The following is a 23,312-nucleotide window of genomic DNA, read 5'->3' on the forward strand; positions in this document are numbered from 1 at the left end:
AGCTTGAAGCCTACCAGGTGAAGGTGCCGGCCGCGCGGGCCGGCAGGGTCGCCTTGAAGGTCTGCTTGCCCTCGGCGATCACGAAGTCGGCCGGCTTCGTACCGACGTTCAGCACGATCAGCACTCGGCCGCCGTCCTTGTTCTGGAAGGCCACGCTGCGCAGGTCGCCGACCTTGGCCGGCGAGCCGATGCGCGTCGCGCCCGGCTTCACGAAGCGGCTGGCGTGACCGAAGGCGTAGTACTCCTGCGTCCGGGTGATCGCGCCGGTCTGGCTGTCGATCGTCACGAACGGCCGGCAGTCCTTGCAGCCGCCGGCGTGCGGGCCGAACTGCTCGTCCAGCGCCAGGTTCCACATCAGCACGCCGCGCGAGCCGCCGCGGACCGAGCCGATGATCAGGTTCTCGACCATCCACGCGAAGCTGTCGTCGAACTTCGGCGCCCACTCCCCGCCCGAACATTCGGTCAGGAAGACTTCCTTGTCCGGGTTGGCGTCGGTCACGGGCTGCTGGGCCGAGACGTCACCGGCGTAGCAGTGCCAGGCCACGCCCGCCATGAAGGCGCGGGCCTTGGGATCGGCCAGCACGGTCGTCGGCTGCTGCGGCTGGTCCCAGTTGTGGTCCCAGTCGAGCACCTTGGTGGTGATCTTGGCGCGCTTGAACGCCGGGGCCAGGTTCTCGCCAAAGAACTTGGCGCGGTCCTTGGCGTTCCAGCGCATGCCCGGATAGCTGTCGGGCTCGAAATCCGGCTCGTTCTGGATGCTCAGATAGTCGGTCGGCACGCCGACCTTCTTGGCTTCCTGGATGTAGCGGGCGAAGAAGTCAGCATAGACCGGATAGGCCTCGGCCTTCAGCTGCCCCTGGACCAGCGAGCCGTTGGTCTTCATCCAGGCTGGCGCGCTCCACGGCGAGGCCATGACCTTGAGCTCGGGATTGATCTTCAGCGCCGCGCGGACGGTCGGGAAAACGAATTCCTGCGGGCGCTTCAGCGAGAAGTGCTCGAGCTTGGGATCCCCTGCCCCACCCGGCGCATCATCCAGGCTGTAGTGGTCCAGCGAGAAGTCGGACGCGCCGATGGTGATGCGGGTGAAGCTGAAGCCCAGGCCGCTCTCCCCTCGCCCGTACAGCTCCTTCAAGAGCCTGTCGCGCTGGGCCGGGTTCAGCTTGTTCTGGATCAGCCAGGCCGAGGCGTCGGTGATCGCGCCGCCGAAGCCGACCATGGTCTGGTGGCGCTCCTTGGCGTCGACGGCGATGACTGGCAGGCCGGCGACGGCGCTGGCCGCCACCGCGCCCGAAGGCGTCTGAGCGGCCAGCAGCTGGCTTTTGTCGCCCGTCGTCACCCAGCTCTGCAGCTTGGGCGCGGCGACCGCCGGGGCCGCCGCGACAAGCGCGGCGGTGGCGAAGAGGACGGAGCGGATCACGGCTTGCGCGTCCAGGCCTTGAGGCTGGCCTTGCCGGTCAGGGCCATGTCGCCGGCGTGGCTGCCGACGTACAGCGGATAGGACCCGGCCGGGATCGTCCAGCCCGGCTTGGCGACGTCGTAGTCGGCCAGCAGGCGCGGCTCGACGGTCAGGGTCACGCGCTTGGTCTCGCCGGGGGCCAGATCGACCTTCTCGAAGCCCGCCAGGCGGACCATCGACTTGCGCTTGCCGGCCGTGACGTAGAGCTGCGGCGTGTCGGCGCCGGCGACCTTGCCGGTGTTGGTGACGTCGAAGCTGACCTTCAGCCCCGCTGCATCCTCGACCTTGAGGTTCTTGTAGCCGAACGACGTGTAGGACAGGCCATAGCCGAACGGATACAGCGGCTGGCGCTTCTCCTGGGCGTACCAGCGGTAGCCGACGGCGGCGCCTTCCGGATACTGCACGGCAAAGCCTTTGATGGGACCAGCCTTCTGGCCGGCGCGGCGGGCGTCGTCGATGGCGGCCTGTTCCTCGAAGCCCGGAGCGCTGGCGCGCGGCGCCTGGTCGGCCGACTTCGGGAAGGTCATGGCCAGACGGCCCGACGGGTTCACGTCGCCGAACAGCAGACGGGCGATGGCCTGGCCGCCGCGCTGGCCGGGATACCAGGCCTGCAGCACCGCGCCGACGCGGTTCAGCCACGGCATGGTCACCGGACCGCCGGTCTCGAGCACCACGATCGCGTTCTTGTTCGCCGCGGCGACCGCGTCGATCAGGGCGTCCTGGTTCTCGGGCAGGACGATCGAGGGCGCGTCCTGGGCTTCGGTCTGCCAGTGCCAGGCGAAGACGATGGCGACGTCGGCGTCCTTGGCGGCGGCAGCAGCGGCGGCGGGATCCTTGCCGTCGATATAGACCACCTCAGCGCCCGGCGCGGCGGCCTTGATCGCTTCCAGCGGCGACGACGCATGCCAGGTCACGCGGACGAACGAGGCGGCCTCGCCGCCGTTCAGCGGGATCTCGACCGGCGCGCCGCCGACCGAGCGCACCTGCGACGAGCCGCCGCCGGAGATAACGCCGACATCGGCATGGGCGCCGATCAGCACGATCTTCTTGGCGGTCTTGGCCAGGGGCAGCAGGTTGGCGTTGTTCTTCAGCAGCACCGAGCCGCGCTCGGCCACCGCCTGGGCGACCTTGGCATGGGCGTCATAGTCGATCGGCTGGGCGGTCGTCGGGGTCGGATTGTCCATCAGGCCCGAGGTGATCACCCCGTGCAGAATGCGGCGGACCATGTCGTCCACGCGCGCCTGGCTGACCTCGCCCTTGGTGATCGCGGCCTTCAGGTCGTCGCCGAAGAAGATCTGGGTGTCCAGCTCCTGGCCCGACTGCTGGTCCAGGCCCGCCAGCGCCGCCTTGACCGTGCTGTGCACCGCGCCCCAGTCGGACATGACAAAGCCCGGATAGTTCCAGTCGCGCTTGAGCACCTTGTTCAGCAGGAAGTCGTTCTGGCACGCCCAGTCGCCATTGACCTTGTTGTAGGCGCACATGACCGAGGCGGGATTGCTCTTCTCGATGGCGATCTGGAAGGCCAGCAGGTCACTTTCGCGCAGGTCCGCCTCGCCGATCTGGGCGTCCATCACGTGGCGGCCGGTCTCCTGGGCGTTCAGGGCGAAGTGCTTGATCGTCGAGACGATGTGGTTGGACTGCACGCCCTTGATCTGCTCGCCGGCCATCTCGCCCGCCAGCAGAGGGTCCTCGCCCAGATATTCGAAGTTACGGCCCGCCCACGGGTCGCGGGTAAGGTTGACGCCGCCGGCCAGCAGGACGTTGAAAGTCTTGGCGCGGGCTTCCGAGCCGATCATCGCGCCGCCGGCATAGGCCAGCTTCGGCTCGAAGGTCGAGGCCAGGGCCAAGCCCGACGGCAGGGCCGTGGCGACGTCGCCCTTGCGCTGCTCGACCTGGTTGGCCACGCCCAGGCTGGCGTCGCTTTCACGCAGGGTCGGGATCTTCAGGCGCGGCACGCCCGGCACGTAGCCGGCCGACGGGATCATGTCGGCCGGCGCCGGCTTGGTGTTCGGCGGGAACAGGCCGTGCAGGTAGGTGATCTTCTCGTCCAGCGTCATCTGCTTGACCAGGGCGTCGGCGCGGGCCCAGGCCGGGTCGTTGGCGCGCGGAGCCAGCGGGGCGCTGTCCTTGGTCGGCATGGTCTGGGCCAACGCGCCCGAGACCGGAGTCAGGGCGAGCAACGCCACGGCGGCAGTGGTCCGGCACAGGATCCGCAAGGCGGATGAAGGCTGGGCGGCGGTCGTCATGGCGTTACTCCGTATGAACAGGTCTAAGGGGTTGGAACGAGAGGCGGCATGGCCGCGAGCGGTGGGGCCTGGCACGTCTTGGCCACGAACTCGGCGTGGCTGGGCATCACGTTCAGGCACTTGCCGATGACCGTCTGGATGTTGCCGAGGTGCTTGGCGATGGCCTCGTCCGAATGGACGCGGACCAGCGGGTCGTAGCTGCGCGGGATCACGCCCTGGCCCAGGAACACCTGGATCCAGCTCTCCTCGGTGAAGAGCTCGTCGTCCTCGCGGAACACCCGGCCGTTGGCGGCGAACAGGTCCATCTTCCGCTGCAAGGTCGCGGGGACCTCCATGTCGCGGCAGTAGCGCCAGAACGGCGTGTCGTCGCGGGCGGTGGCCTTGTAGTGCAGGATGATGAAGTCGCGGATGCGCTCGTATTCGAAGTCGCTCTGGCGATTGAACTCGTCGATATTAGCCTGGTCGAAGCCGCCGTCGGGCAGCAGGCGAACCATGCGGATCACGGCTGACTGGATCAGGTGCAGGCTGGTCGACTCCAGCGGCTCCATGAAGCCGCTGGCCAGGCCGACCGAGATGCAGTTCTTGTTCCAGATCTTCTTGCGTTTGCCGGTCGTGAAGCGCAGCCGCATCGGGTTGGCGCGCTGGGCGCCGTCCAAGTTGGCCAGCAGGACGCGCTCGGCCTCGTCGTCGTCGATGTACTTGGACGAATAGACGTGGCCGTTGCCGGTGCGGTGCTGCAGCGGGATGCGCCATTGCCAGCCGGCGTCATGGGCGGTCGAGCGGGTATAGGGCGTGAAGTGCTCCGAACGCTCGGACGGCACGGCGATGGCCCGGTCGGCGGGCAGCCAGTGGGTCCAGTCGTCGTAGCCGGTCTTCAGGGCCTGCTCGATGATCAGGCCCCGGAAGCCCGAGCAGTCGATGAAGAAGTCGGCGGCGATCACGGCGCCGTCGTCCATGGTCACCGACTGGACGAAGCCGTCCTCGGGCCGCAGCGTCACATCGACGATCTTGCCCTCGCGCCGCTGGACGCCGCGCGCCTGGGCGTAGGTCGACAGGTGCTTGGCGTAGAGGCCGGCGTCGAAGTGGAAGGCGTGGGCGATGTGGCCGATCGGCGAGTCCGACATGTCGGCCCGGGCGCGCATGAACTTGTCGCCCAGCGCCATGGCGTTGTTGATCGACAGGTCGTTGAAGTCGCCGGCCTGCCCCAGCTCGCGCATGCGCAGCCAGTACTGGTGGACGCGCAGCCAGCCCAGGTCCTGGCCCAGCACGCCGAAGCCATGCAGGTAGCTCTCGCCCTTGCGATACCAGTTACGGAATTCGATGCCGAGCTTGAAGGAGCCCTGCGTCTTGCGCAGGAAGTCGTCCTCGTCGATGCCCAGCAGTTCGTTGAATTTCTTGATGGCGGGGATGGTCGCCTCCCCTACCCCGACCGTGCCGATCTGCTCGGACTCGATCAGGACGATCTCGTAGAGACCCTGGAACAGGCGCGCGCACAGCGCCGCCGTCATCCAGCCTGCGGATCCGCCGCCGGCGATCAGTATTTTCTTGAGCGGTTGCAACCACCCGCCTCCCGTTGATCAAAGGTCGGGGCCGCACTGGGCGGCCCCGCCTCCGTTGGTTCTTGCCTGGCGAGCCTTAGCCGCGGGGGAGCGCGGCCAGGCTCAGCCTCTCTGCTTAGAACCGATAGTTCACGCCGAACAGGATCTGCCGGCCGTACTTCTCGTAGGTTTCCGGCAACGAGGCGCCGTTGCTGGTCTTGGTGCCGCCGCCGTCCAGACCCAGGCGCGTGCGGTACGGCGAGTCAGTCAGGTTGTTGACCTGCAGCAGGAAGCCCAGGTTCTGCAGCGGACCGTCCTCGAAGGTGTAGCCGATCTGGGCGTCGACCTGCTTGTCGGCCAGGATCTCGGTGTAGCCGCGCGTGGCGAACAGCTGCACCACCTCGCCCTTGAAGGCCGAGCGGTAGCGCTGGCTGATCCGCGCCTGGAAGCCGCCGCGCTCGTAGTAGCCCGTGATGTTGTACACGCGCTTCGACAGGCCCGGGATCCGGACGGGGTCGGCGGCGGTCGTCGGGTTCAGGTTCGACTTGGTCAGCGACAGGCTGCCCTGCACGCCCAGGCCCTTCAGCAGGCTGACGACCTCGCCGAAGTCGAGCGCGCCGCTGAACTCCAGCCCCTTCAGATTGCCGCCGTTGCCGTTGGCGGGCAGCGTAATCTGGCCGGTCGGGTTGATGTTGGTGCCGGCCGGGATGCTGGCGCCCACCGGGATCGGGATGCCGGTGAAGTCGAACGTGCCGGTCTGCGAGTAGATGTAGGTGTCGAGCTTCTTGTAGAAGCCGGCCACCGACAGATAGGTCGCGGGGCTGACGTACCACTCATAGGCCAGGTCGGCGGCCTTGGCTTCCCACGGACGCAGGTGCGGGTTGCCGCCCGAGGCCGACCACGGGTTGACCGTCGTGCCTGGACCGCAGGGTTGGCTGGAGCAGACCAGCGCGTTGAAGCCCGGCGTGACGTTGGCGCGCATCTCGTCCATGCGCGGACGGGCCATGGTCTTGGACACGGCCGCGCGGATGCGGTGGCCGCCGCCCAGGTCGTAGATCAGGTTCAGGCTGGGCAGGACGTCGGTGTAGCTGTCCTTGGCGTTGATCTTGGTCGGCACGATCGGCTGGCCGGCCGTGGTGCCGTTGATCACCACGCCGCTGGACGACTGCTCCTGCTTGACCACCTGGACGCCGACATTGCCGCGCAGGTCGCCGACCGAGAAGTTGGCGCGACCGAAGAAGGTGGTGACCTCTTCGCTGATGTCCCAGTTCTTGTCGTAGTAGTTGGCGTCCAGGATCGGCGCCCAGTTGTAGTACTTCTGCCAGACGTCGCCGATCTTGACGCTCAGTACGCCGCCGAAGCCGGCGAAGCCCAGCTTGGTCGGATCGACCAGGTCGGCCGCCTCGACATAGACCTGCTGGCGACCGTTCTTCAGGAACAGGTCGTTGTCCGAGACGGTCTTGCCCTTCTCGCGCTTGGTGTAGTTCACGCCGCCCGACAGCTGGGTGATGAAGCCGTCCATCTCGTGCTCGAGGTGAATGTCCACCGCCGTGACGTCTTCCTTGACGTGCGGGAAGCGGATCGAGCCGTCGTGGCCCCAGCCACCCCAGGGGGCGCGGTCGCCCAGGGTGACGCGGCTGGCGTCGTCGTAGCTCAGGCCTTCCTGGTACTGTGAGAAGCCGCCGTCGTCGGCGACGTGGAAGCGGATGCCGTCATAGGTGCGGCCCACGTCCGGCGTGCCCGGGGTGACGCCGCCGACGCCGCGGCCATAGCCCGCATACGTCTCCATGATCTGTTCCTTCCGCTTGTTGGACGAATAGGACAGGTCGGCGACCAGCTTGGTCTTCTCGCTGATCTGGAACTCGTTGTTCCAGCCGGCCGAGAACAGCTGGTCCATGCGGGTGTTGTAGTCGTTGCGCAGCTGCAGGACGGCATTCTGGATGACGCCGTCGGTGGCGAACTTCGAGCCGCCCAGGTCCTCGGTCTTCACGTCCGAGAAGGTGACGCCGTCGGCGAACGGGTTCGAGAACCACTGGCCGCCGCGCGTGACCTCCTTCTGCTTGAAGGTCGAGTAGTACATGTCCAGCGTCGAGTGGAACCGGTCGTTGGGCTCGTACTCGAGGATGCCGATCCAGGCGTCGCGCTTGTTGTTGCGCGAGGTGGCGAACACTTCCTGGCCGTTCAGCATCAGAGCGCCGTCGGCGCTGTCCGGGCTGGTGGCCGTGGCCGGGAAGGCCTCGTAGCCATAGGCCTTGTAGTGCTTCACCTGCGAGGGCGAATCCAGGTGGGCGTAGCCCAGGGCGACGCCGATCGTGCCGTCGGCGAACTGGTTGATGTAGCTGGCGCTGAAGCGGCCGCCGGTGTTCTTGGAGTCGTCGTTCAGCTTGTGGCCCGACGTCTTCTCGCCGCGCAGGTTCACGGCCAGGGCGCGCTTGCCGTAGGCCAGCGGGCGCACGGTGCGCAGATCCGCGGTGCCCGACAGGCCCATGCCCGAGACCTGGGCGTCCGGCGTCTTGTAGATCACGACGCTGGACAGCAGTTCCGACGGATACTGGTCGAACTCGACGGCCCGGTTGTCGCCCGAGCTGGCCTGCTGGCGGCCGTTCAGCAGCGTGGTGGTGAAGTCCGGCGCCAGGCCGCGGATCGAGATGACCTGGGCGCGGCCGTTCACGCGCTGCGCCGCCAGACCCGGCAGGCGGGCGATCGACTCGGCGATCGACACGTCCGGCAGCTTGCCGATGTCTTCGGCCGAGACGGCTTCGACGATCGAGGTCTGGTTCTTCTTGATGTTGATCGAGTTCTGGATGGCGGCGCGGATGCCGGTCACCACGATGGCGTCGACGGTGTCATCGCCCTGCGCGGGAGCCGTTTGGGCCCAGGCCGAGCCGCCGAGCGCCAGCGTGATCGCGGCGGCGGAGGCTGTGCCAAAAAACGCATGGAATGGGAATTTCTGGACGGTCGGACGCGCGCCGCGCGGAATGCGGTTTCGCATAAGCTCTCCCCTCTGAGACCCGCCCCTGCGCGGACGAGTTATCGTTCTTGTTGTACGGCGCAACCTTGGCCGTGGAAGCGCTTCCATGGAAGCGCTTCCAATTGCCGGCAACGCGACAACGTTGTCAAGGCGGAAACAAACTCAGTTCGGAGAGCCTAGGCCAGACCTGTCGTCTGACGGGACACGACCGCGTGTTCCAATTGCTGGAAGATCGGTTCCGGGGTCGAATTCACCCCATTCAGGCGGGAAACCAGCAATTCCACCGCACGCTGCCCCAGCACCTTCACGGGTTGGTTCACGGTCGTCAAAGGCGGCCAGACGATGGCGGCGACGGGGGCGTCGTCGAAGCCGGTGATCGACAGGTCGCCAGGAATGTTGAGGCCCCGCGCGTGGGCGGCCGACAGCACGCCGGCGGCCATGTCGTCATTGGCGCAGACCAGCGCCGTGGGCTTCAGCGGATGGTCCAGCAGCTGCGGCGCCAGGTGGGTGCCGGAGCGGAAGGTGAAGTCGCCGCGCAGCACCACGCAGTCGCGCTCGCCCAGTCCCTGCTCTTCCAGCGCGCGCCAGAAGCCCTTCAGGCGACGATCGGCCGACAAGTGCCCCTCCAGGCCGGCGATGAAGCCGAATCGGCGGTGGCCCAGGCGCAGCAGTTCGCGCGTGAGGTCGTAACCGCCAGCCTCATCGTCGACGCCCACGCCGTCGGTCGTCCCCCTGCCCGGCCCGCCCGGCGAGACGGTGACGACCTTGCAGCCTTGCGCCAGCACGGCCTCGATCAGCCCGACATCGTCGCTATAGGGCGGCGACAGGATCAGGCCCTCGCAGCGCTGAGTGGTGATCAGGTCCAGAACCCGCTTGCGGTAGTCGGGGGTCTGGTCGGGCACGTTCTGCACCAGCACCTGGTAGCCCAGCGCCAGGCAGGCCCGCAGCGCGCCCAGTTCCAGGGCGGACTCGTAGTACGAGTTCGGATCGTTCTCAGGGTCCGAGGCGAAAACGAAGGCCAGGAGGCGGCTGGCCCCGCCCGCCAGACTGCGCGCCTGCGGATTGACCTTGTAGTCCAGCTGCTCGACCGCCTGCATGACGCGGGCGCGAACCTCGTCACGGACATTGGGGCCGCCGTTGAGCACCCGAGACACCGTCACGCGCGCTACGCCCGATACGCGGGCGACGTCGTCGATGGTCGGTCTCTTGCTCGTCAAAACGCACTCCCCACAACGGCCGGAAGATGATCAGGAAAACCGCGCAAGACAAGCGATGTCCCATCAGGTCGGACCAGTTCGTCATATTGGCATGACCAATAATTGACAAGCTTGCATATTGGCCAGATATCTCGCTGCAACACTCGCCGCGTAAGGCGGGTGACAAGCTTATGGGGAGATCGCCTTGAAGACCGCCTGGTTCGCCGCCTGCGCCCTGATCACCGTCGCGCCCGCGGCCCACGCCGCCGACTACGCCCTGCTGGGGCCGTCCTTCGGCAAGGGCGCCGTCGCTCCCGCCCTATCCGAACAGATCATTTCGCGCGCGACGGCCAATCTTGAACGCCCGCCCGGCGCCATTCCCCACGCCCACACCGAAGGCACCCTGCCCGGCAAGGGCATCCGCGAGATCAGCATCAAGGCCCGCGAGGACCAGCCGATCGTGCTGAACTTCGCCATCGCCTACCGCCTGACCGGCGACCGCAAGTTCCTGGACGCCACCGCCCGCTATCTCGAGAACTGGGCCGACATCTACCAGATCTCGTTCAACCCGATCGACGAGACGGGTTTCGACACCCTGCTGATGGCCACCGACCTGACGGAGAGCGACCTCCCCGCCCCCATCCGCGCCAAGGTCGACGCCTTCTGGCGCAAGATGGCCGTCGGCTATCTGGACGCCATGGACGCGGGCCCGAAGAACGCCGAGACCAACTGGCAGAGCCATCGCATCAAGCTGGCGACCATGGCCGCCTTCCAGACCGGCGACGTCAAGGTCATCGACCGCGCCCGCAAGGCCTATCAGAAGCAGGTCGGCGTCAATCTCTACGCCGACGGCTCGACCTTCGACTTCCATGAGCGCGACGCCCTGCACTACGTCACCTACAACCTCGATCCGCTGCTGATGGCCGTGCTTTCGGCCAAGGCGCATGGCCAGGACTGGTACAGCTGGAAAAGCCCTGCCGGTTCCAGCCTGCCCCACTCGCTGGACTGGCTGACCGCCTTCGCCACTGGCCAGAAGGTCCACATCGAGTTCGCCAACTCCAAGATCCAGTTCGACCGCGACCGGGCCGGCGCGGGCCAGAAAGAGTACGCGCCCCATCCGTGGGACGTGGGCAACGGCGTTTCGACCTACACCCTGGCCAGCCTGGCCGATCCCAAGTTCCTGGCCCTGCGCGACGAGCTGGTGACGAAGACCGGCCGCCGCCCGCCGGTCTGGGCCGAGATCCTGCGCGCCTCGCAACCCCTTGCCCGCTAACGGTCAGGTTGACCGAGCCTCCCCCGTCTGTCCCAATCGGCGGGGGAGAACTCGATGACTCGCAACAACCGTATCCTGATCGGCGCCGGCGGCGTTGTAGCCGTGCTGCTGATCGCGCTGTATTTCGCTTCGCCGATCCTGGCGCTGCACAGTCTGACCGCCGCGGCCAAGGCCGGCGACAAGGTCGCTCTGGAGCAGAAGGTCGACTTCCCCGCCGTGCGCGAGAGCCTGAAGGCTCAGCTCAAGACGGCCATGACCCGCAAGTTCGAGGAAGACCCCGAACTGCGCGACAACCCCTTCGCCGCTTTCGGCCAGCTGCTGATGGCCAGCGTCGTCGATAAGGCCGTCGACTCCTTCGCCACGCCCGACGCCATCGCCAATATGGTGGCCACCAACGAGCCGCCCAAGGCCGTCTCGAACGCGCCCGGCGGTCCGGTGCTGGAGCCGGCCAAGCCGAAAGCCAAGTCCGAAACCAAGGTCGACTACGGTTATGAGGGCCTGGACCATTTCCGCGTCCGTTACGCCGATGTGAAGGACGGCGAGCAGCTGGACCTGGTGCTGAAACGTCACGGCATTTTCGGCTGGAAACTGGTGCGGATCGAGTTGCCGGGCCTGACCAAGAGCTAGAGCCGCCAGTCGATCGCGGTCCCTTCGAAGGCGTACACGCCGCGCCCGATACTGGCGATCGCGCGGCTCATGGCGCCGTCGCGCTGCAGGATCGCATCGGCCAGGGCGACCATCAGCGGGTTCGGCGTCGCCTCCGGGCACAGCGACCGCAGCTGGGCTGCCAGGGCTTGCTCATCTCCGCCATGCGCGCAGGCCAGGATGTAGGCCGCCGCCGTCGAGCGGCTGACGCCAGCAAAGCAGTGGATCAGCAGCGTCGGCGTTCCGGCCAGGCTCAAGATGGTCTCGATCATCGCCGCCGAGGGCGCGACCAGGCCTTCACGGTCTTCGGCGATATCGTTGAAACGCAACAGGGTTCGAGGCCGCGCCACGACCGGCGCCCGCGCATCCGGCGAGATCAGCGACAGCGCATGATCGGCCTCCCCAGCCAGACGCTCGACCGCCGAGATCGGACCGACCAGCAGCCTCACAGCAGCGCCGCCGCGCCCAACAGGAACCCGACCTCGAACAGCTGCTCGACTGCGCCCAGCACGTCGCCGGTATGGCCGCCGATCAGCCGCCGGGCCAGCAGCGCCATGGCGATGGCCAACGCCGCGCCGCCCGCGAGACCCAGCAGCGCAGCGCTGGGCGGCAACAGCACCAACGGCCAGGCGGCGATCAGCAGGGCGACCAGAACCTCGCTGGTCCGAACGCCTTGCGGCACAGGCTTCCACTTGCCGGCCTCGCCGCTAGGGGCATAGGGCGTGACCCGCATGACCACTACGGCGGCGGCGCGACCCAGGCCATGGGCGACAAACAGCAAGGTCGCGGCCATGGCGGTTGAGGCCAGCACGGCGGCCTTCAGGAGCAACACCAGCACCAGGGCGCAGACGCCGTAGGTCCCGATACGACTGTCCTTCATGATCTCCAGCCGTCGCGCGGGGGTCTGGCCGCCGCCCAGGCCGTCGGCGGTGTCCGCCAGACCGTCCTCGTGGAAAGCGCCGGTGACCAGGAGCCCGACCGTGATCGCCAGCACGGCGGCCACGCCGCTTCCCCAGGCGCGTTCGCCCAACAACAGCACCAGAGCGCTGACCGCCCCGACGCCCTGCCCCACCAGGGGGAAATAGCGCGCCGAACGGGTGATCCATTCGGGCTCGAAGGTCTTCAGCGCCGGCGTCGGCACGCGGGTCAGGAACTGGATCGCGCAGACCAGCAGCCGAACCTGATGCCGCGCCCAGCCCATGGTCAGATCCGCCCGTTAAGCACGTCGTCCAGGCTGGCGACGTCGCTCAGCAGCCGCGAGGCGGCGCGCACGATCGGCAGGGCCAGCAGCGCGCCGGTGCCCTCGCCCAGGCGCAGGCCCAGGTCCAGCAGCGGCTCGACCTCCAGGGCCTCTAGCATGCGGCGATGCCCCTGCTCCGCGGAGCGATGGCAGAAGATGCAGTAGTCCCGCGCGGCCGGCTCCAGCCGGATCGCCGCCAGCGCCGCCGCCGAGCCGATGAAGCCGTCGACCAAGACCGGAACCTTCGCCGAAGCCGCGCCGAGGATCGCGCCGGCCATCATGACGATCTCCAGTCCGCCAAACTGGGCAAGCACTTGGGCCGGATCGGTCGCGTCCGAGCGCGCGGCGGCCCGCTCCAGCACCGCCAGCTTGCGCGCCAGGCCCTCATCGTCATGACCCGCCCCGCGACCTACACACTCAGCCAACGGCGCCGGCGCCAGGCGGTGCATGATCAGGGCGGCCGAGGCGGTATTGCCGATGCCCATCTCGCCGAGTGCGAGGATCTCGAAACCTTCCTCGACAGCCTCACGGGCGATCCGCGCGCCGCGCTCCAGGGCGTCGGCAACATCGGCTTCGGTCAAGGCGGCCTCGACGGCGGCGTTGCGTGTGCCGCGTCGGACTTTCTCGGCCAGCAACGCCTGATGCGCTGGCAACTCGGCGTCGACCCCGGCGTCTACCACACGCAGCGCCGCCCCGATCGCCGTCGCGAAGGCGTTGGCGCTGGCCTTGCCCGACAGGAAGGTGGCGACCATCGCCTGGGTGACGGCCGACGGATACGGCGACACGCCCTCCGCCGTCAGGCCGTGATCACCGGCGAACACCAGCAGCAGCGCCTTGTCGAAGGTTGGCGGCGTCTCGGCGATCAGGCCGAGCTGAACGGCCAGGTCCTCGACCCGTCCAAGCGCCCCCAGCGGCTTGGCCTTGCCGTCGATCGTCGCGCGCAGAGCGGCCGCGCGGGTCTTGTCGACGGGTGTGACGGTTGGAAGGGTCATCGGGAAAACTCCAGGCCAGCCAGGGCCGCGAGGGCGGGAACGTCGAAGCTCTGCTCGAGCATGGCGGCGATCTCGTCGAGGGCCTGGTCGACGCGGATGGCCTGGTCGAGACCGTCGGACGCCGCGCCCAATTCGGCCAGGAGCGCCGTCCGCGCCTCGGCGCGGTCGAACAGACCGTGGACGTAGCAGCCCTGCACCCGGCCGTCGGCGGAGACAGCGCCGTCGGTGACCCCATCGTCAAAGGTCAACATCGGCGAAACCGCGCCGGTCGTGCGGCCGACATGCATCTCGTAGCCTACGAAACGCGCGCCGCCAGCCAGCCGACCTGTGACCGGCCGCAGGGTCTTGTCGCCGGTCATCACGGTCTCGACGTCCAGCAGGCCAAGCCCCTCTGCGCTTTCCGGCGCGCCTTCAATGCCGTCGGGGTCCGAAACGCGCCGGCCCAGCATCTGGTAGCCGCCACAGACGCCCAGCACGCGACCGCCCCGACGGACGTGCGCGGCCAGGTCGATGTCCCAGCCTTGGGCGTGCAGGAAGGCCAGGTCCGCCAGCGTCGCCTTGGTCCCAGGCAGGATGACCAAGTCGGCGTCGCCCGGCAGGGCCGTGCCGGGGGGCACAAAAGCGAACTCCACCTCCGGCTCTGAGCGCAGCGCGTCGAACTCGTCGAAATTGGCGATCCGCGACAGCATCGGCACGACGATCCGCACCTTGCGGCCGTCGGCGGCGATGGCGCGGTCCAGCACAACGGCGTCCTCGGCCGGCAGGCGTCGCGCGGCCGCCAGCCAGGGCGCCATCCCTAGGTCCGGCCAGCCCGTGCGACGAACGATCTCGGCGCGGCCGTCCTGGAACAGGCTGGGATCGCCCCGGAACTTGTTGATCAGGAAGCCCCGGATCATGGCGCGATCTTCGTTGTTCAGCACCGCATGGGCGCCGACCAGGGCGGCGATGACGTGGCCGCGATCGATGTCGCCGACCAGCACGACCGGGACATCGGCTGCGATCGCGAAGCCCATGTTCGCGATGTCATTGGCGCGCAGATTGATCTCGGCGGGGCTGCCGGCGCCTTCGACGATCACGAGGTCGCTTTCGGCCTCCAGCTTGCGGAAGCTCTCGATCACCGTGCCCAGCAGCGCGGCCTTGCGCTCCTGATAGCCGCGCGCCTTCCAGGTCCCGGCCATCTGGCCGCGCACCACCAGCTGGGCGCCGACATCGCTCTGGGGCTTGAGCAGCACCGGGTTCATGTCGACGGTCGGGGCCACGCGGCAGGCGATGGCCTGCAGGGCCTGGGCGCGGCCGATCTCGCCGCCATCGGCGGTGACGGCGGCGTTGTTGGACATGTTCTGGGGCTTGAACGGGCGGACCGTCAGGCCGCGATTGGCGAACAGGCGGCACAGGCCCGCGACCAGCACCGACTTTCCGACGTCGGAGCCGCAGCCCTGGATCATCAATGCGGCCATGCGACTCCTCCTGCCGCCAGCATCAACCAGAGGATCGCGCAGGCGACCAGATAGACCCTGAGCGCGCGCGGCACATCAGCGGCCTCGGGCGCCCGGCCCTCGCCCAGCACCGGACGCTTCGACAGCATCCCGTCGTACCAGGCAGGCCCGCCCAGACGGACGCCCAGCGCACCAGCCATGGCCGCCTCGGGCCAGCCGGCGTTGGGCGAAGCGTGCTTGCCGGCGTCGCGCAGCATCACCTTCCAGCCGCCCAGACCAGCGCTGGCGACCAGCACCCCGGCCAAGCGCGCCGGGACCAGGTTCAGCAGATCGTCGCATCGCGCCGAGGCCCAGCCAAACGACCGCCAGCGCGGCTCGCGGTGGCCGATCATGCTGTCGGCGGTGTTGACGGCCTTGTAGACGAACAGCCCCGGCAGCCCCCCGACCACGAACCAGAGCAGCGGCGCGACGACGCCGTCGCAGAAGCTCTCGGCCAAGCTCTCGATGGCGGCGGCGGCGATGTCGCTTTCGTCCAGGCGGGCGACATCGCGGCCGACGATCATGCCGACGGCGGCGCGGGCGGCATTGAGGTCACCGGCGGCCAGCGGCTTGGCCACGACCTGGACGTGGTCCCACAGATTGCGCTGGGCCAAGCCCAGCCAGCCGACGGCGATCACGGACCACGGACCGCCGTAGCGGGTAATCAGCAGGCCCGCGCCGGCGCTAATCGCGACGATGGCCAGCAGGGTCACGACGCCCAGCAGCCGCCGCAGCGGCTCGCCGAACGAGCCCTGGTTCAGCATCCGCTCCAGATGTCCGATAACCGCGCCGACCCAGACCACGGGATGCGGAAAGCGCCGATGCAGGGCGTCGGGGTAGCCGACGACGGCCTCCACACCGGCCGCCGCGAGCACGATCCAGGGACTAGCCGGCACGACCCAGCACTTCGATCAGCGGCCCGGTTTCGCCCGCGTGGCGACGAACGATGACGCCATAGACTTTGGACAGCAGCTCGGGCGTCAAGGCGGCTTCGGGGGCGGCGTCGGCGACCAGCTGTCCCTCGTCCAGCACCAGCACCCGGTCGGCGAAGCGCGCGGCCAGGTTCAGGTCGTGCAGGGTGACGATCACGCCCTTGCCCTGGTCGTGGGCCAGGCGGCGGAACAGCGACAGCGCGTCCAGGGCGTGACCGGGATCCAGGCCGGTCAGCGGCTCGTCGGCCAGCAGCCAGTCGGTCTGGCCGGCCAGGCCTCTGGCGATCAGGGCGCGGGCGCGCTCGCCTCCGGACATCCGGGTCACGGCGCGATCGGCGAAGGCTTCCAGATGCGCGTCGGCGATGGCGGCCTCGATCGCCGCCTGGTCCTCGCCGCTGGCCCCGAAAGCGCCCAGGTGCGGGGTGCGACCCAGACCGATGAAGGTGCGGACGTCGACGTCCCAGGCGATCTCGGGTGTCTGGGCCAGGAAGGCGATCCGCCGTGCGCGCTGGCGGCCGTTCATGGTCGTGACGGACGCGCCGTCCAGCAGGGCAGCGCCGCGCTCGGGCCTTAGCAGCCCCGCGAGACAGGCCAGCAGGGTCGACTTGCCCGCGCCGTTGGGACCGACGATGGCGATGACGCCGCCTTGCTGGAACTCAGCGGAGATCCCGCTCAGGACCTGGCGGTCGCCGAACCGGACGGCGATGTCTTGCGCTTGCAGGCTCATGCCAGCCTCCGTCTCATCGAGATCAGCATGGCCAGGAAGAACGGCCCGCCCAGGGCGGCCATGGCGACGCTGAGCTTCACCTCGCTGGCCGCTGGGGTCATACGCACGAGGATGTCGGCCGCCAGGGTCAGGACCGCGCCGCCCACGAACGACGGCAGCAGCACGGCGCTGGGTTTGGAGCCCAGCAGCGGCCGCAGCAGGTGTGGGGTGATCAGGCCGATGAAGCTGATGACACCAGTCACCGCGACGCTCGAGCCGACCGCGATGGCCACGCCGATGGCCATCAGCAAGCGCGTGCGCGAGAGGTCCACGCCCAACGACTTGGCGCCCTGCTCGCCCAGGGTCAGGGCGTCCAGCGAGCGGCCCAGGACCAGCAATAGCAGGCTGCCCAGGATGACACCCGGCGCGGCCAGCTTGACCTCCTCGACGCTGCGATCGGCCAGCGAGCCCATCAGCCAGTTGACGATCTCGTTCACCGCCCACGGGTTGGGGGCGAGGTTCAAGGCCAGGGCGATCATGGCGCCGCAGACCGTCTGGATCACGAAGCCGGCCAGCAGGAAGGTGACGATGCTGGAGCTGACCCCGGATAGGCCCAGCAGGATGGCGACGCCGATCCCGGCCCCGACCATGGCCGCCAGCGGCAGGATCCAGGTCGCCTCGCCGGCCGCGCCCAGATAGAGCGTCAGCACCGCGCCCAGCGCCGCCGAGGTTGAGACCCCCAGCGCGGCCGGATCGGCCAGCGGGTTGCGGGTGTAGCCTTGCAGCGCCGCGCCCGAGAGGCCCAAGGCCCCGCCGACCAGGATGGCCAGGATGGTGCGCGGGAGCCGCAGGCCAAAGACGATGGCCCAGCGCGGGTCCTCGCCGTGCGAGAGCCAGGCGCTCCAGGGCGTCCAGACGCGTCCGGCGCACAGGCTGGCGACGAACAGCACGGCCAGCAGCGCCAGCAGAACGCCGCAGACTAACCAGGGGGATCGGGGCTTGGTCATGCGCCCTCCTTCAGCGCCTGGGCACGGGCCCGGGCCATGGCGGCGGCGGTCTCGATCAGCACCGGACCGCCGCAGTACAGAAGCTTCTCAGGGATCCGCACCTGCCGCATGCGGTGCGAGACGGCCTTGAGCGCCGGATGGGTCATGACCCGGTCGGCCCAGCTGCGCGCGCCGGGCGCGGGCTCGCCGACCAGCAGCACCTGCGGCGGATCGGCCAGCAGACGCTCCAGCGCGACATTGCCCCAGGTCTTCAGGCCAAAGCGCCGGGCGACATTGTCGAAGCCGGCATGCTCCATCATTTCGTCGACCAGGGTGCCGGGCCCGGCCGCGAAGCCGTTGGGCTGGTAGATCAGGGCGCTGAGGCGTCGTGCGCCCGGCGCCGGCGTGGCGGCCGCGATCGCGGCGTCGATCCGGCCGACCAGCGCCTCGCCGCGGTCGGCATGGCCGATCAGCCGCGCCAGCTTGCGGACTTGGCCCCGGCTTTCGTCGATCGACTTGGGCACCTTGAAGCGCTGCACCGGCACGTCCAGGCGTTTCAAGGCATTGCGGGTCGCCAGGGCCGAGTGCTGGCTGGCCAGGACCAGATCAGGCCGCAGGGCGATGACCTCCTCGGCGCTCTCCCAGGTATAGGGCAAGGTCTTGGCCTGGGCCGCGACGGTCGAGCCGTGCGCCTCGCGGGCATAGTGGCTGAGGGCCGCGATCTGCCGGCGGTCGGCCAGGTGGACCAGCATGGCGTCCAGGCAGCTGTTCAGCGATACGATCCGCTTCGGAGGCGGCGCCGAGCCCGCCGTCAGCGCCAGAGCGCCGGCCACGATCTCACGCCGGTTCATGCCTGAAGCGCCTTCTGGAAGCGGTTGAAATCCTTGATGGAAGGCAGGCCGAAACGAAGTCGGTCTGGACGATCCGCGAACGGTCGCGTCAGTACGCCCTGCTCGCACAGCCGGTTGAACACCGTATGCGCGTCCGGGACCTCGACCCAGCGGAAGAGATCGCAGCCGCCAACTGTCGTGAAGCCGGCCTGCGCCAGAGCCGCATCGACCTTGGCCGCCTGTTCGGAAAGCCAGATCCGCGTCGTCTTGCGCCAGACCTCGTCGGCATAGGCGCCCTGCCCCAACGCGATCGCGTCGGCGCTGACCGGCCAGTCGCCGAGCAGCAGGCGAAATTCTCTTGAGAAGATCTTGTTTCCAATCAGGAAACCCAGCCGAACACCGGGCAGTCCATAGAACTTGCCGAACGAACGCAGGGTGATCAGGCGGTCGATCTCCAGGTCGGCGACGCTGAGCGCGGGCGCGACTTCGGCGAAGGACTCGTCGACCACGGTCCAGCGGCCCTGGTCAGAGCGTTCGGCGGCGAGAGCGGCCAGGATCTCACGATCGATCCGGCGGCCATCAGGATTGTTCGGATTGACCAGCACCAGCACGTCGGCATGGAGCGTGCGTGGGTCGTCCAGCGAGACCAGCCGGTTCGGCGTCCACGACGCCCAGGCCTCGGCATGGCCGCCATAGATCGGGTCCAGCAGCGCCACCGCCCCGCCCCCGATCAGGCCGGGCAGCAGCCGCAGAGCCGCCTCGGCGCCGGAGACGGCCGCCACGCGTCCGGAGTCGTTGACGCCGAACGCGCGAGCCGCCACGGCCTCCAGCTCGGCCAGGCCTTGCGGATCCGGCAACCGCCGCAGGTCGTCGTCGCAAGCGCGAGGCCCCGACCACGGATGCGGATTGATGCCGGTCGACAGGTCCAGCCAGGGGCAGGGCGCGTGCGGGTGGGCGGCCGTCGCCTCGCGGAGACGGCCGCCGTGCCGAAAGGCGCCGAGGGCTGAAATCGACGCCACCCGGCAGCCCTAGAAGCGCGCGCGCAGGCCGACGAACGCCCCGCGACCCGGCGTCCCGTAGTTCAGGATGGTCTGGTAGTCCTTGTCGAAGGCGTTCTCGACGCGACCGAAGACCTCGTAGGTGTCATTGATCGTGTAGGCCGCCCGGAAGTCGACCAGGGTGTAGCCCTTCACGACCTGGGTGTTGGTGTCGTTGTTGAAGGTCTTGCCCACGTAACGCGCCGCTACCGTGGTGGTCAGGCCCACCGGCCAGCGGTAGCCGACCGACAGGTTGCCCATGTTCTTGGGGCGACGGGTCAGCTGCTTGCCCTTGGTGGTCCCGGAGTTCGATTCCGCGTCGGTGTAGGTGTAGTTGGCCGTCACGGTCAGGCCGTCGACGGGCTTGACTTCACCAATCAGTTCAACGCCTTGCGCCTTGGTCTTCTGGACGTTGTTGTAGTAGCCGAAGCGCGCCTGGCCATTGACCGCGCACAGCGGATCGGGCGCACCGGTGCACGAGAAGAAGCGGATCTCGTTGTCGGCTTCACGCTGGAACCAGGTGGCCGAGGCGCGGGCCTTGCCGCCGAAGAAGCGCTGCTCGATCCCGGCGTCCCAGCTGTCGAACTCTTCGGGCGACAGGGTCAGGTTGCCGTATTCGCTGTACAGCTCGTACAGGCCCGGGGCGCGGAAGCCCTGGCCGAAGCTGGCGCGCAGGACGGTATTGCCCTGGTTCAGCGCCCAGGCGGCCGAGGCCTGACCCAGGGTGTGCGAACCATAGGTGTCGTGGTCCTCGTAGCGGACGCCGGCGGTCAGGGTCAGGCCCTGGACGACCTCGGCCTGCAGCTGGCCATAGACGCTGTCGACGCCGACGCGCCCGGTGCGGAACGGCGGGTTGGCGGCCGTGGCCGACGGCGAGCGCGTGCGCATGCGCGACTTCTCGTGCTCGGCGCCGAAGGTGGCCGTCACCGCGTCCGAGAAGGCGAACACGCCCTGGTACTCGATGCGCTTGTTCTTGCCGGCGGCGTCGAAGGTCAGCGGCACGGCCGGGCGGGCCGGGTTGATGTTCTCGCGGTCGGTGTCGGTGTAGGCGTAGCCCAGGCGGTTGTTCCAGCGGCCGTCCAGCAGGGCGAAGTTCAGGCCGCTATAGACGACCAGTTCCTCGGTGCGGGCGTATTCGGGACTGTCGCCGTTGAAGGCGTCGAAGTCGTTCTTGCCCTTCGAATAGACCGAGCGGACCTCGGCCGAGACGTTTTCGCTGAACCGATAGCGCAGGCGACCCGACAGGCCCTTGTTCAGATAGCCGTCGGTCTCCTTGCCGGTCTTCCAGGCCGAGACGCCGTCGGTCGAGTAGTAGCCGCCCGCCAAGCGCCAGACGAGCTTGTCGCTCGCGCCGCCGATGCCGGCGCGCAGGTAGCCGGTCTGACGGGCGCCGCCCTCGACGTCGACCGACGTCTGGAACGGCGTGGTCGGGTCAGCGGTGACGATGTTGACCACGCCGCCGATGGCCTGGCTGCCCCACAGGGTGGACTGGGCGCCGCGCAGGACTTCGATGCGCGAGATGTCGCCGACCAGCAGGTTGCCGCTGTTGAAGCCCCCTTGCGTCGAGGACGGATCGTTGAGCTTGACGCCGTCGATCAGCACCACGGTGTGCTGGCTCTCGGCGCCGCGGATGTTCAGGCTGGTGCTCGTGCCCGGACCGCCGTTGCGGGTGAAGCTGACGCCCGGTTGCTGGGCCAGGAGTTCGGTGACCGAGATCGCCTGGCTGGCCTCGATGGCGCCTTGCGTCAGGACGGTGACCGACGCGCCGATCTTCTCGATCGGGGTGGCGGTGCGGGTGGCGGTGACGACCAGTTCGGCGACGCCGTTGGCGCCGGTGGCGCCCGCGACGTCGGCTTCGGGAGCCTTCTGGTCTTCGGCCGATGCGGCGCCGGCGATCAGGATGCTGGCGAGAGCGGTTGAGCTGAGAAACGCTCGGATCATTTTTATCTTCCCCTGTTGAAACGACCCACGCGCCAGCCAACGCACTCGCGAACACGCGTACGCTGGACCGCCGCGCGATCCTTTGACTGTCGTTTCTCGGGAGATCCCGTTCGTTCGGCGCACCCCGGCCGAGCGATGAACGACCGCGCCGGGCAGGTCTCCTGGCTCGCGGGTCGTCGCTCTTGGCGTCGCCTTCCCAGGCCTTGGGGACCCAGTGGCATGTGACGCTAGAACTCGCCGCTTACAGTTGCGGGGGCAGCCGAGGTCTTGAACCTCGTTCCCTTTTAATCCTCTTTCGAGGAGCCTGACGCGCGGCCAGCCCTATATGTTGCGCCGCAAACGGTCAATGTGGAGCTCTTATGACATCGACCCTGGTGCTGGGCGGGGCCCGTTCCGGCAAGAGCGCGTTCGCCCAGAAAGCGGCTGAAAGCGTTGCTTTGGACGGGCGTGCGGTGATGATCGCCACCGGCCAGGCATTCGACGACGAGATGACCCAGCGCATCGCTCGCCACCAGGCCGACCGGGGCGAATCGTGGACCACGCTCGAGGCGCCGCTGGCGTTGCCGGAAGCGATCGCCGCCCTGCCCGCCGACGCCGTGGCCGTGGTCGATTGTCTGACCCTGTGGCTGTCGAACCTGATGCTGGCCGAACGCGACATCGAGGCGGCGGCCAGCGAGCTGGTCGCGGCCGTGGCCGCCTGCCCTGCCCGGCTCTGGCTGGTCAGCAACGAGGTGGGCCTGGGCATCGTGCCCGAGACGCCGCTGGGTCGCCGCTTCCGCGACGAGGCCGGACGGCTACATCAGAGGTTGGCCCAGGTCGCCGACACGGTTTACTTCGTGGCGGTCGGATTGCCGCTGCGGATGAAACCGCAGGGCTGACACCAGGAGGAAGCGCCAGTGACCGACCAGCCGATCAAGGGCCCCGCGTCCTACTTCCCCTCCATCGAGAAGAAGTACGGCCAGTCCATTTCCGCCTGGAAGGAGAAGGTCCGCGCGCGCTATCCCGCCAAACACATGGAGCTGGTGGCCATGCTCAAGGACGAGCACCAGATGGGTCACGGCCACGCCAACGCCATCGTCGCCCACACCCTGGCCGAAGACGGCCTGAAATAGGAGGATCTCGCATGTCGTCCTTCGATCGCCGCACCGTGCTGTCGGGCGCCCTCGCCGCTGGCGTGGGAGCCTCCGCGGCAGCCGCCGAAACCCCTATCGCCCCGATGATCCACCACGTCTTTTTCTGGCTGAAGAATCCGGGCTCGAAGCCCGACCGCGACGCCCTGATCGCGGGCCTGAACACCCTGCGCGGCATCGAAGTGATCCAACAGCTGCACATCGGGGTACCGGCCTCGACCGAGAAGCGCGACGTCGTCGACAACAGCTACGACGTCTCCGAGCTGATGTTTTTCAAGAGCGTCGCCGACCAGAAGCTCTACCAGGACCACCCGCTGCATCTGAAGTTCGTGAAGGACTGCTCGCACCTGTGGGCGAAGGTTGTCGTCTACGATTCCATCGCGCTCTAGCGAGCGTGGGAAGGAATAGACCCCTCTCTCTAAGAGAGAGGGGGCTTTATGGGGATTGGCGAGGCTGTGTCCTCGGAATTCACGAAGTCGATCTCAGCAAAATCAACGCCTTGTCGATATTACGCAGCCCTGAATGATCCGCACTCAGATCTGCTGGACAATGATGCCACCTCGTCGCGAGGAAAGGGCGCGTGGCCAGCGACCGAACGTGGCGGCGGGGTGTGGTCGAGCGGTGAAGGTCCGAGGGGGATACTCGGACGGTCCGGGGACCTGGTTCGCTGCCAGGCCCGCCCGCCGTCGGCGTGATTGGGGGAAAGGGCTCGTCCCTC

General features: G+C 68.2%; 20 protein-coding genes, 1 pseudogene and 1 riboswitch. Of the genes and pseudogenes, 5 read left to right on the top strand and 16 right to left on the bottom strand.

Annotation, left to right across the window (positions count from 1 at the left end):
- Nucleotides 1-10: 10 nt before the first annotated feature.
- From J7528_RS11715 to J7528_RS11735, 5 genes are all read right to left on the bottom strand, one after another.
- Nucleotides 11-1,417, bottom strand: a complete 1,407-nt coding sequence (locus J7528_RS11715) for a glycoside hydrolase family 30 beta sandwich domain-containing protein (protein ID WP_291874286.1) — start codon at nucleotides 1,415-1,417, stop codon at nucleotides 11-13.
- Nucleotides 1,414-3,702: a beta-glucosidase gene (locus J7528_RS11720; protein ID WP_291874289.1), complete on the bottom strand. Its 2,289-nt coding sequence runs from the start codon at nucleotides 3,700-3,702 to the stop codon at nucleotides 1,414-1,416. Before J7528_RS11720 ends, J7528_RS11715 begins: the two co-directional genes overlap by 4 nt.
- Before the next feature lie 23 nt (nucleotides 3,703-3,725).
- Complete coding sequence (locus J7528_RS11725; RefSeq protein ID WP_291874292.1) at nucleotides 3,726-5,261, bottom strand: tryptophan halogenase family protein; 1,536 nt, start codon at nucleotides 5,259-5,261, stop codon at nucleotides 3,726-3,728.
- Between the two features lie 115 nt (nucleotides 5,262-5,376).
- A complete protein-coding gene (locus J7528_RS11730; RefSeq protein WP_291874294.1) occupies nucleotides 5,377-8,232 on the bottom strand; it encodes a TonB-dependent receptor in 2,856 nt (951 codons plus the stop codon).
- A 155-nt stretch (nucleotides 8,233-8,387) separates the two neighbouring features.
- The gene (locus tag J7528_RS11735; protein WP_291874297.1) at nucleotides 8,388-9,428 is read right to left on the bottom strand and encodes a LacI family DNA-binding transcriptional regulator; all 1,041 of its coding nucleotides are present in this window, start codon (nucleotides 9,426-9,428) and stop codon (nucleotides 8,388-8,390) included.
- Nucleotides 9,429-9,612: 184 nt separating this feature from the next.
- Here J7528_RS11735 and J7528_RS11740 point away from each other — a divergent pair, with 184 nt between their 5' ends.
- Nucleotides 9,613-10,680, top strand: a complete 1,068-nt coding sequence (locus J7528_RS11740; protein WP_291874300.1) for an alginate lyase family protein — start codon at nucleotides 9,613-9,615, stop codon at nucleotides 10,678-10,680.
- Between the two features lie 54 nt (nucleotides 10,681-10,734).
- The gene (locus J7528_RS11745) at nucleotides 10,735-11,307 is read left to right on the top strand and encodes a DUF2939 domain-containing protein (protein ID WP_291874303.1); all 573 of its coding nucleotides are present in this window, start codon (nucleotides 10,735-10,737) and stop codon (nucleotides 11,305-11,307) included.
- Here the strand turns inward: J7528_RS11745 and J7528_RS11750 are convergent.
- From J7528_RS11750 to J7528_RS11795, 10 genes are read right to left on the bottom strand one after another with little or no spacing between them, the layout of a single operon-like run.
- Nucleotides 11,304-11,774: a protein tyrosine phosphatase gene (locus J7528_RS11750; protein ID WP_291874305.1), complete on the bottom strand. Its 471-nt coding sequence runs from the start codon at nucleotides 11,772-11,774 to the stop codon at nucleotides 11,304-11,306. The genes J7528_RS11745 and J7528_RS11750 overlap by 4 nt on opposite strands.
- Nucleotides 11,771-12,526 carry an adenosylcobinamide-GDP ribazoletransferase gene (cobS, locus tag J7528_RS11755; RefSeq protein ID WP_291874307.1) on the bottom strand — a complete coding sequence of 252 codons (756 nt, stop codon included), beginning with the start codon at nucleotides 12,524-12,526 and terminating at the stop codon, nucleotides 11,771-11,773. Before cobS ends, J7528_RS11750 begins: the two co-directional genes overlap by 4 nt.
- Before the next feature lie 2 nt (nucleotides 12,527-12,528).
- Entirely contained in the window at nucleotides 12,529-13,557 is a 1,029-nt protein-coding gene (gene cobT / locus J7528_RS11760) for a nicotinate-nucleotide--dimethylbenzimidazole phosphoribosyltransferase (protein WP_291874309.1), read from the bottom strand.
- Nucleotides 13,554-15,014, bottom strand: coding sequence for a cobyric acid synthase (locus J7528_RS11765; RefSeq protein WP_291874311.1), 1,461 nt, complete (start codon nucleotides 15,012-15,014; stop codon nucleotides 13,554-13,556). The genes cobT and J7528_RS11765 overlap by 4 nt, the downstream gene beginning before the upstream one ends.
- Complete coding sequence (cbiB, locus tag J7528_RS11770; RefSeq protein WP_291874314.1) at nucleotides 15,002-15,928, bottom strand: adenosylcobinamide-phosphate synthase CbiB; 927 nt, start codon at nucleotides 15,926-15,928, stop codon at nucleotides 15,002-15,004. Before cbiB ends, J7528_RS11765 begins: the two co-directional genes overlap by 13 nt.
- A complete protein-coding gene (locus tag J7528_RS11775; protein WP_291874317.1) occupies nucleotides 15,918-16,691 on the bottom strand; it encodes an ABC transporter ATP-binding protein in 774 nt (257 codons plus the stop codon). Before J7528_RS11775 ends, cbiB begins: the two co-directional genes overlap by 11 nt.
- Nucleotides 16,688-17,677, bottom strand: coding sequence for an iron ABC transporter permease (locus tag J7528_RS11780; RefSeq protein WP_291874319.1), 990 nt, complete (start codon nucleotides 17,675-17,677; stop codon nucleotides 16,688-16,690). The genes J7528_RS11775 and J7528_RS11780 overlap by 4 nt, the downstream gene beginning before the upstream one ends.
- Nucleotides 17,674-18,507, bottom strand: a complete 834-nt coding sequence (locus J7528_RS11785; RefSeq protein ID WP_291874322.1) for an ABC transporter substrate-binding protein — start codon at nucleotides 18,505-18,507, stop codon at nucleotides 17,674-17,676. The genes J7528_RS11780 and J7528_RS11785 overlap by 4 nt, the downstream gene beginning before the upstream one ends.
- Nucleotides 18,504-19,505, bottom strand: a complete 1,002-nt coding sequence (locus tag J7528_RS11790) for a threonine-phosphate decarboxylase (RefSeq protein WP_291874324.1) — start codon at nucleotides 19,503-19,505, stop codon at nucleotides 18,504-18,506. The genes J7528_RS11785 and J7528_RS11790 overlap by 4 nt, the downstream gene beginning before the upstream one ends.
- Nucleotides 19,506-19,514: 9 nt before the next feature.
- Nucleotides 19,515-21,464, bottom strand: a complete 1,950-nt coding sequence (locus J7528_RS11795) for a TonB-dependent receptor (RefSeq protein ID WP_291874327.1) — start codon at nucleotides 21,462-21,464, stop codon at nucleotides 19,515-19,517.
- 133 nt (nucleotides 21,465-21,597) lie between these two features.
- A riboswitch (cobalamin riboswitch) is annotated at nucleotides 21,598-21,787 on the bottom strand.
- A gap of 36 nt (nucleotides 21,788-21,823) precedes the next feature.
- Here J7528_RS11795 and cobU point away from each other — a divergent pair.
- The 3 genes from cobU to J7528_RS11810 are packed head-to-tail and all read left to right on the top strand — an operon-like array spanning nucleotide 21,824 to nucleotide 22,983.
- A complete protein-coding gene (gene cobU / locus J7528_RS11800; protein WP_291874330.1) occupies nucleotides 21,824-22,342 on the top strand; it encodes a bifunctional adenosylcobinamide kinase/adenosylcobinamide-phosphate guanylyltransferase in 519 nt (172 codons plus the stop codon).
- Between the two features lie 18 nt (nucleotides 22,343-22,360).
- Nucleotides 22,361-22,576 carry a DUF4287 domain-containing protein gene (locus J7528_RS11805; protein WP_291874332.1) on the top strand — a complete coding sequence of 72 codons (216 nt, stop codon included), beginning with the start codon at nucleotides 22,361-22,363 and terminating at the stop codon, nucleotides 22,574-22,576.
- Nucleotides 22,577-22,587: 11 nt separating this feature from the next.
- Nucleotides 22,588-22,983 (top strand): Dabb family protein, encoded by a 396-nt coding sequence (locus J7528_RS11810; protein WP_291874334.1) that lies wholly within the window; start codon nucleotides 22,588-22,590, stop codon nucleotides 22,981-22,983.
- A 156-nt stretch (nucleotides 22,984-23,139) separates the two neighbouring features.
- On the opposite strand, the pseudogene J7528_RS11815 reads toward J7528_RS11810, so the two are convergent.
- Nucleotides 23,140-23,294, bottom strand: a pseudogene (locus tag J7528_RS11815) (hypothetical protein); the annotation flags it as partial.
- Nucleotides 23,295-23,312 lie beyond the last annotated feature (18 nt).

Origin of the sequence: Caulobacter sp., from assembly GCF_017744445.1 — a bacterium.
In the GTDB taxonomy this organism is placed as follows: domain Bacteria; phylum Pseudomonadota; class Alphaproteobacteria; order Caulobacterales; family Caulobacteraceae; genus Caulobacter.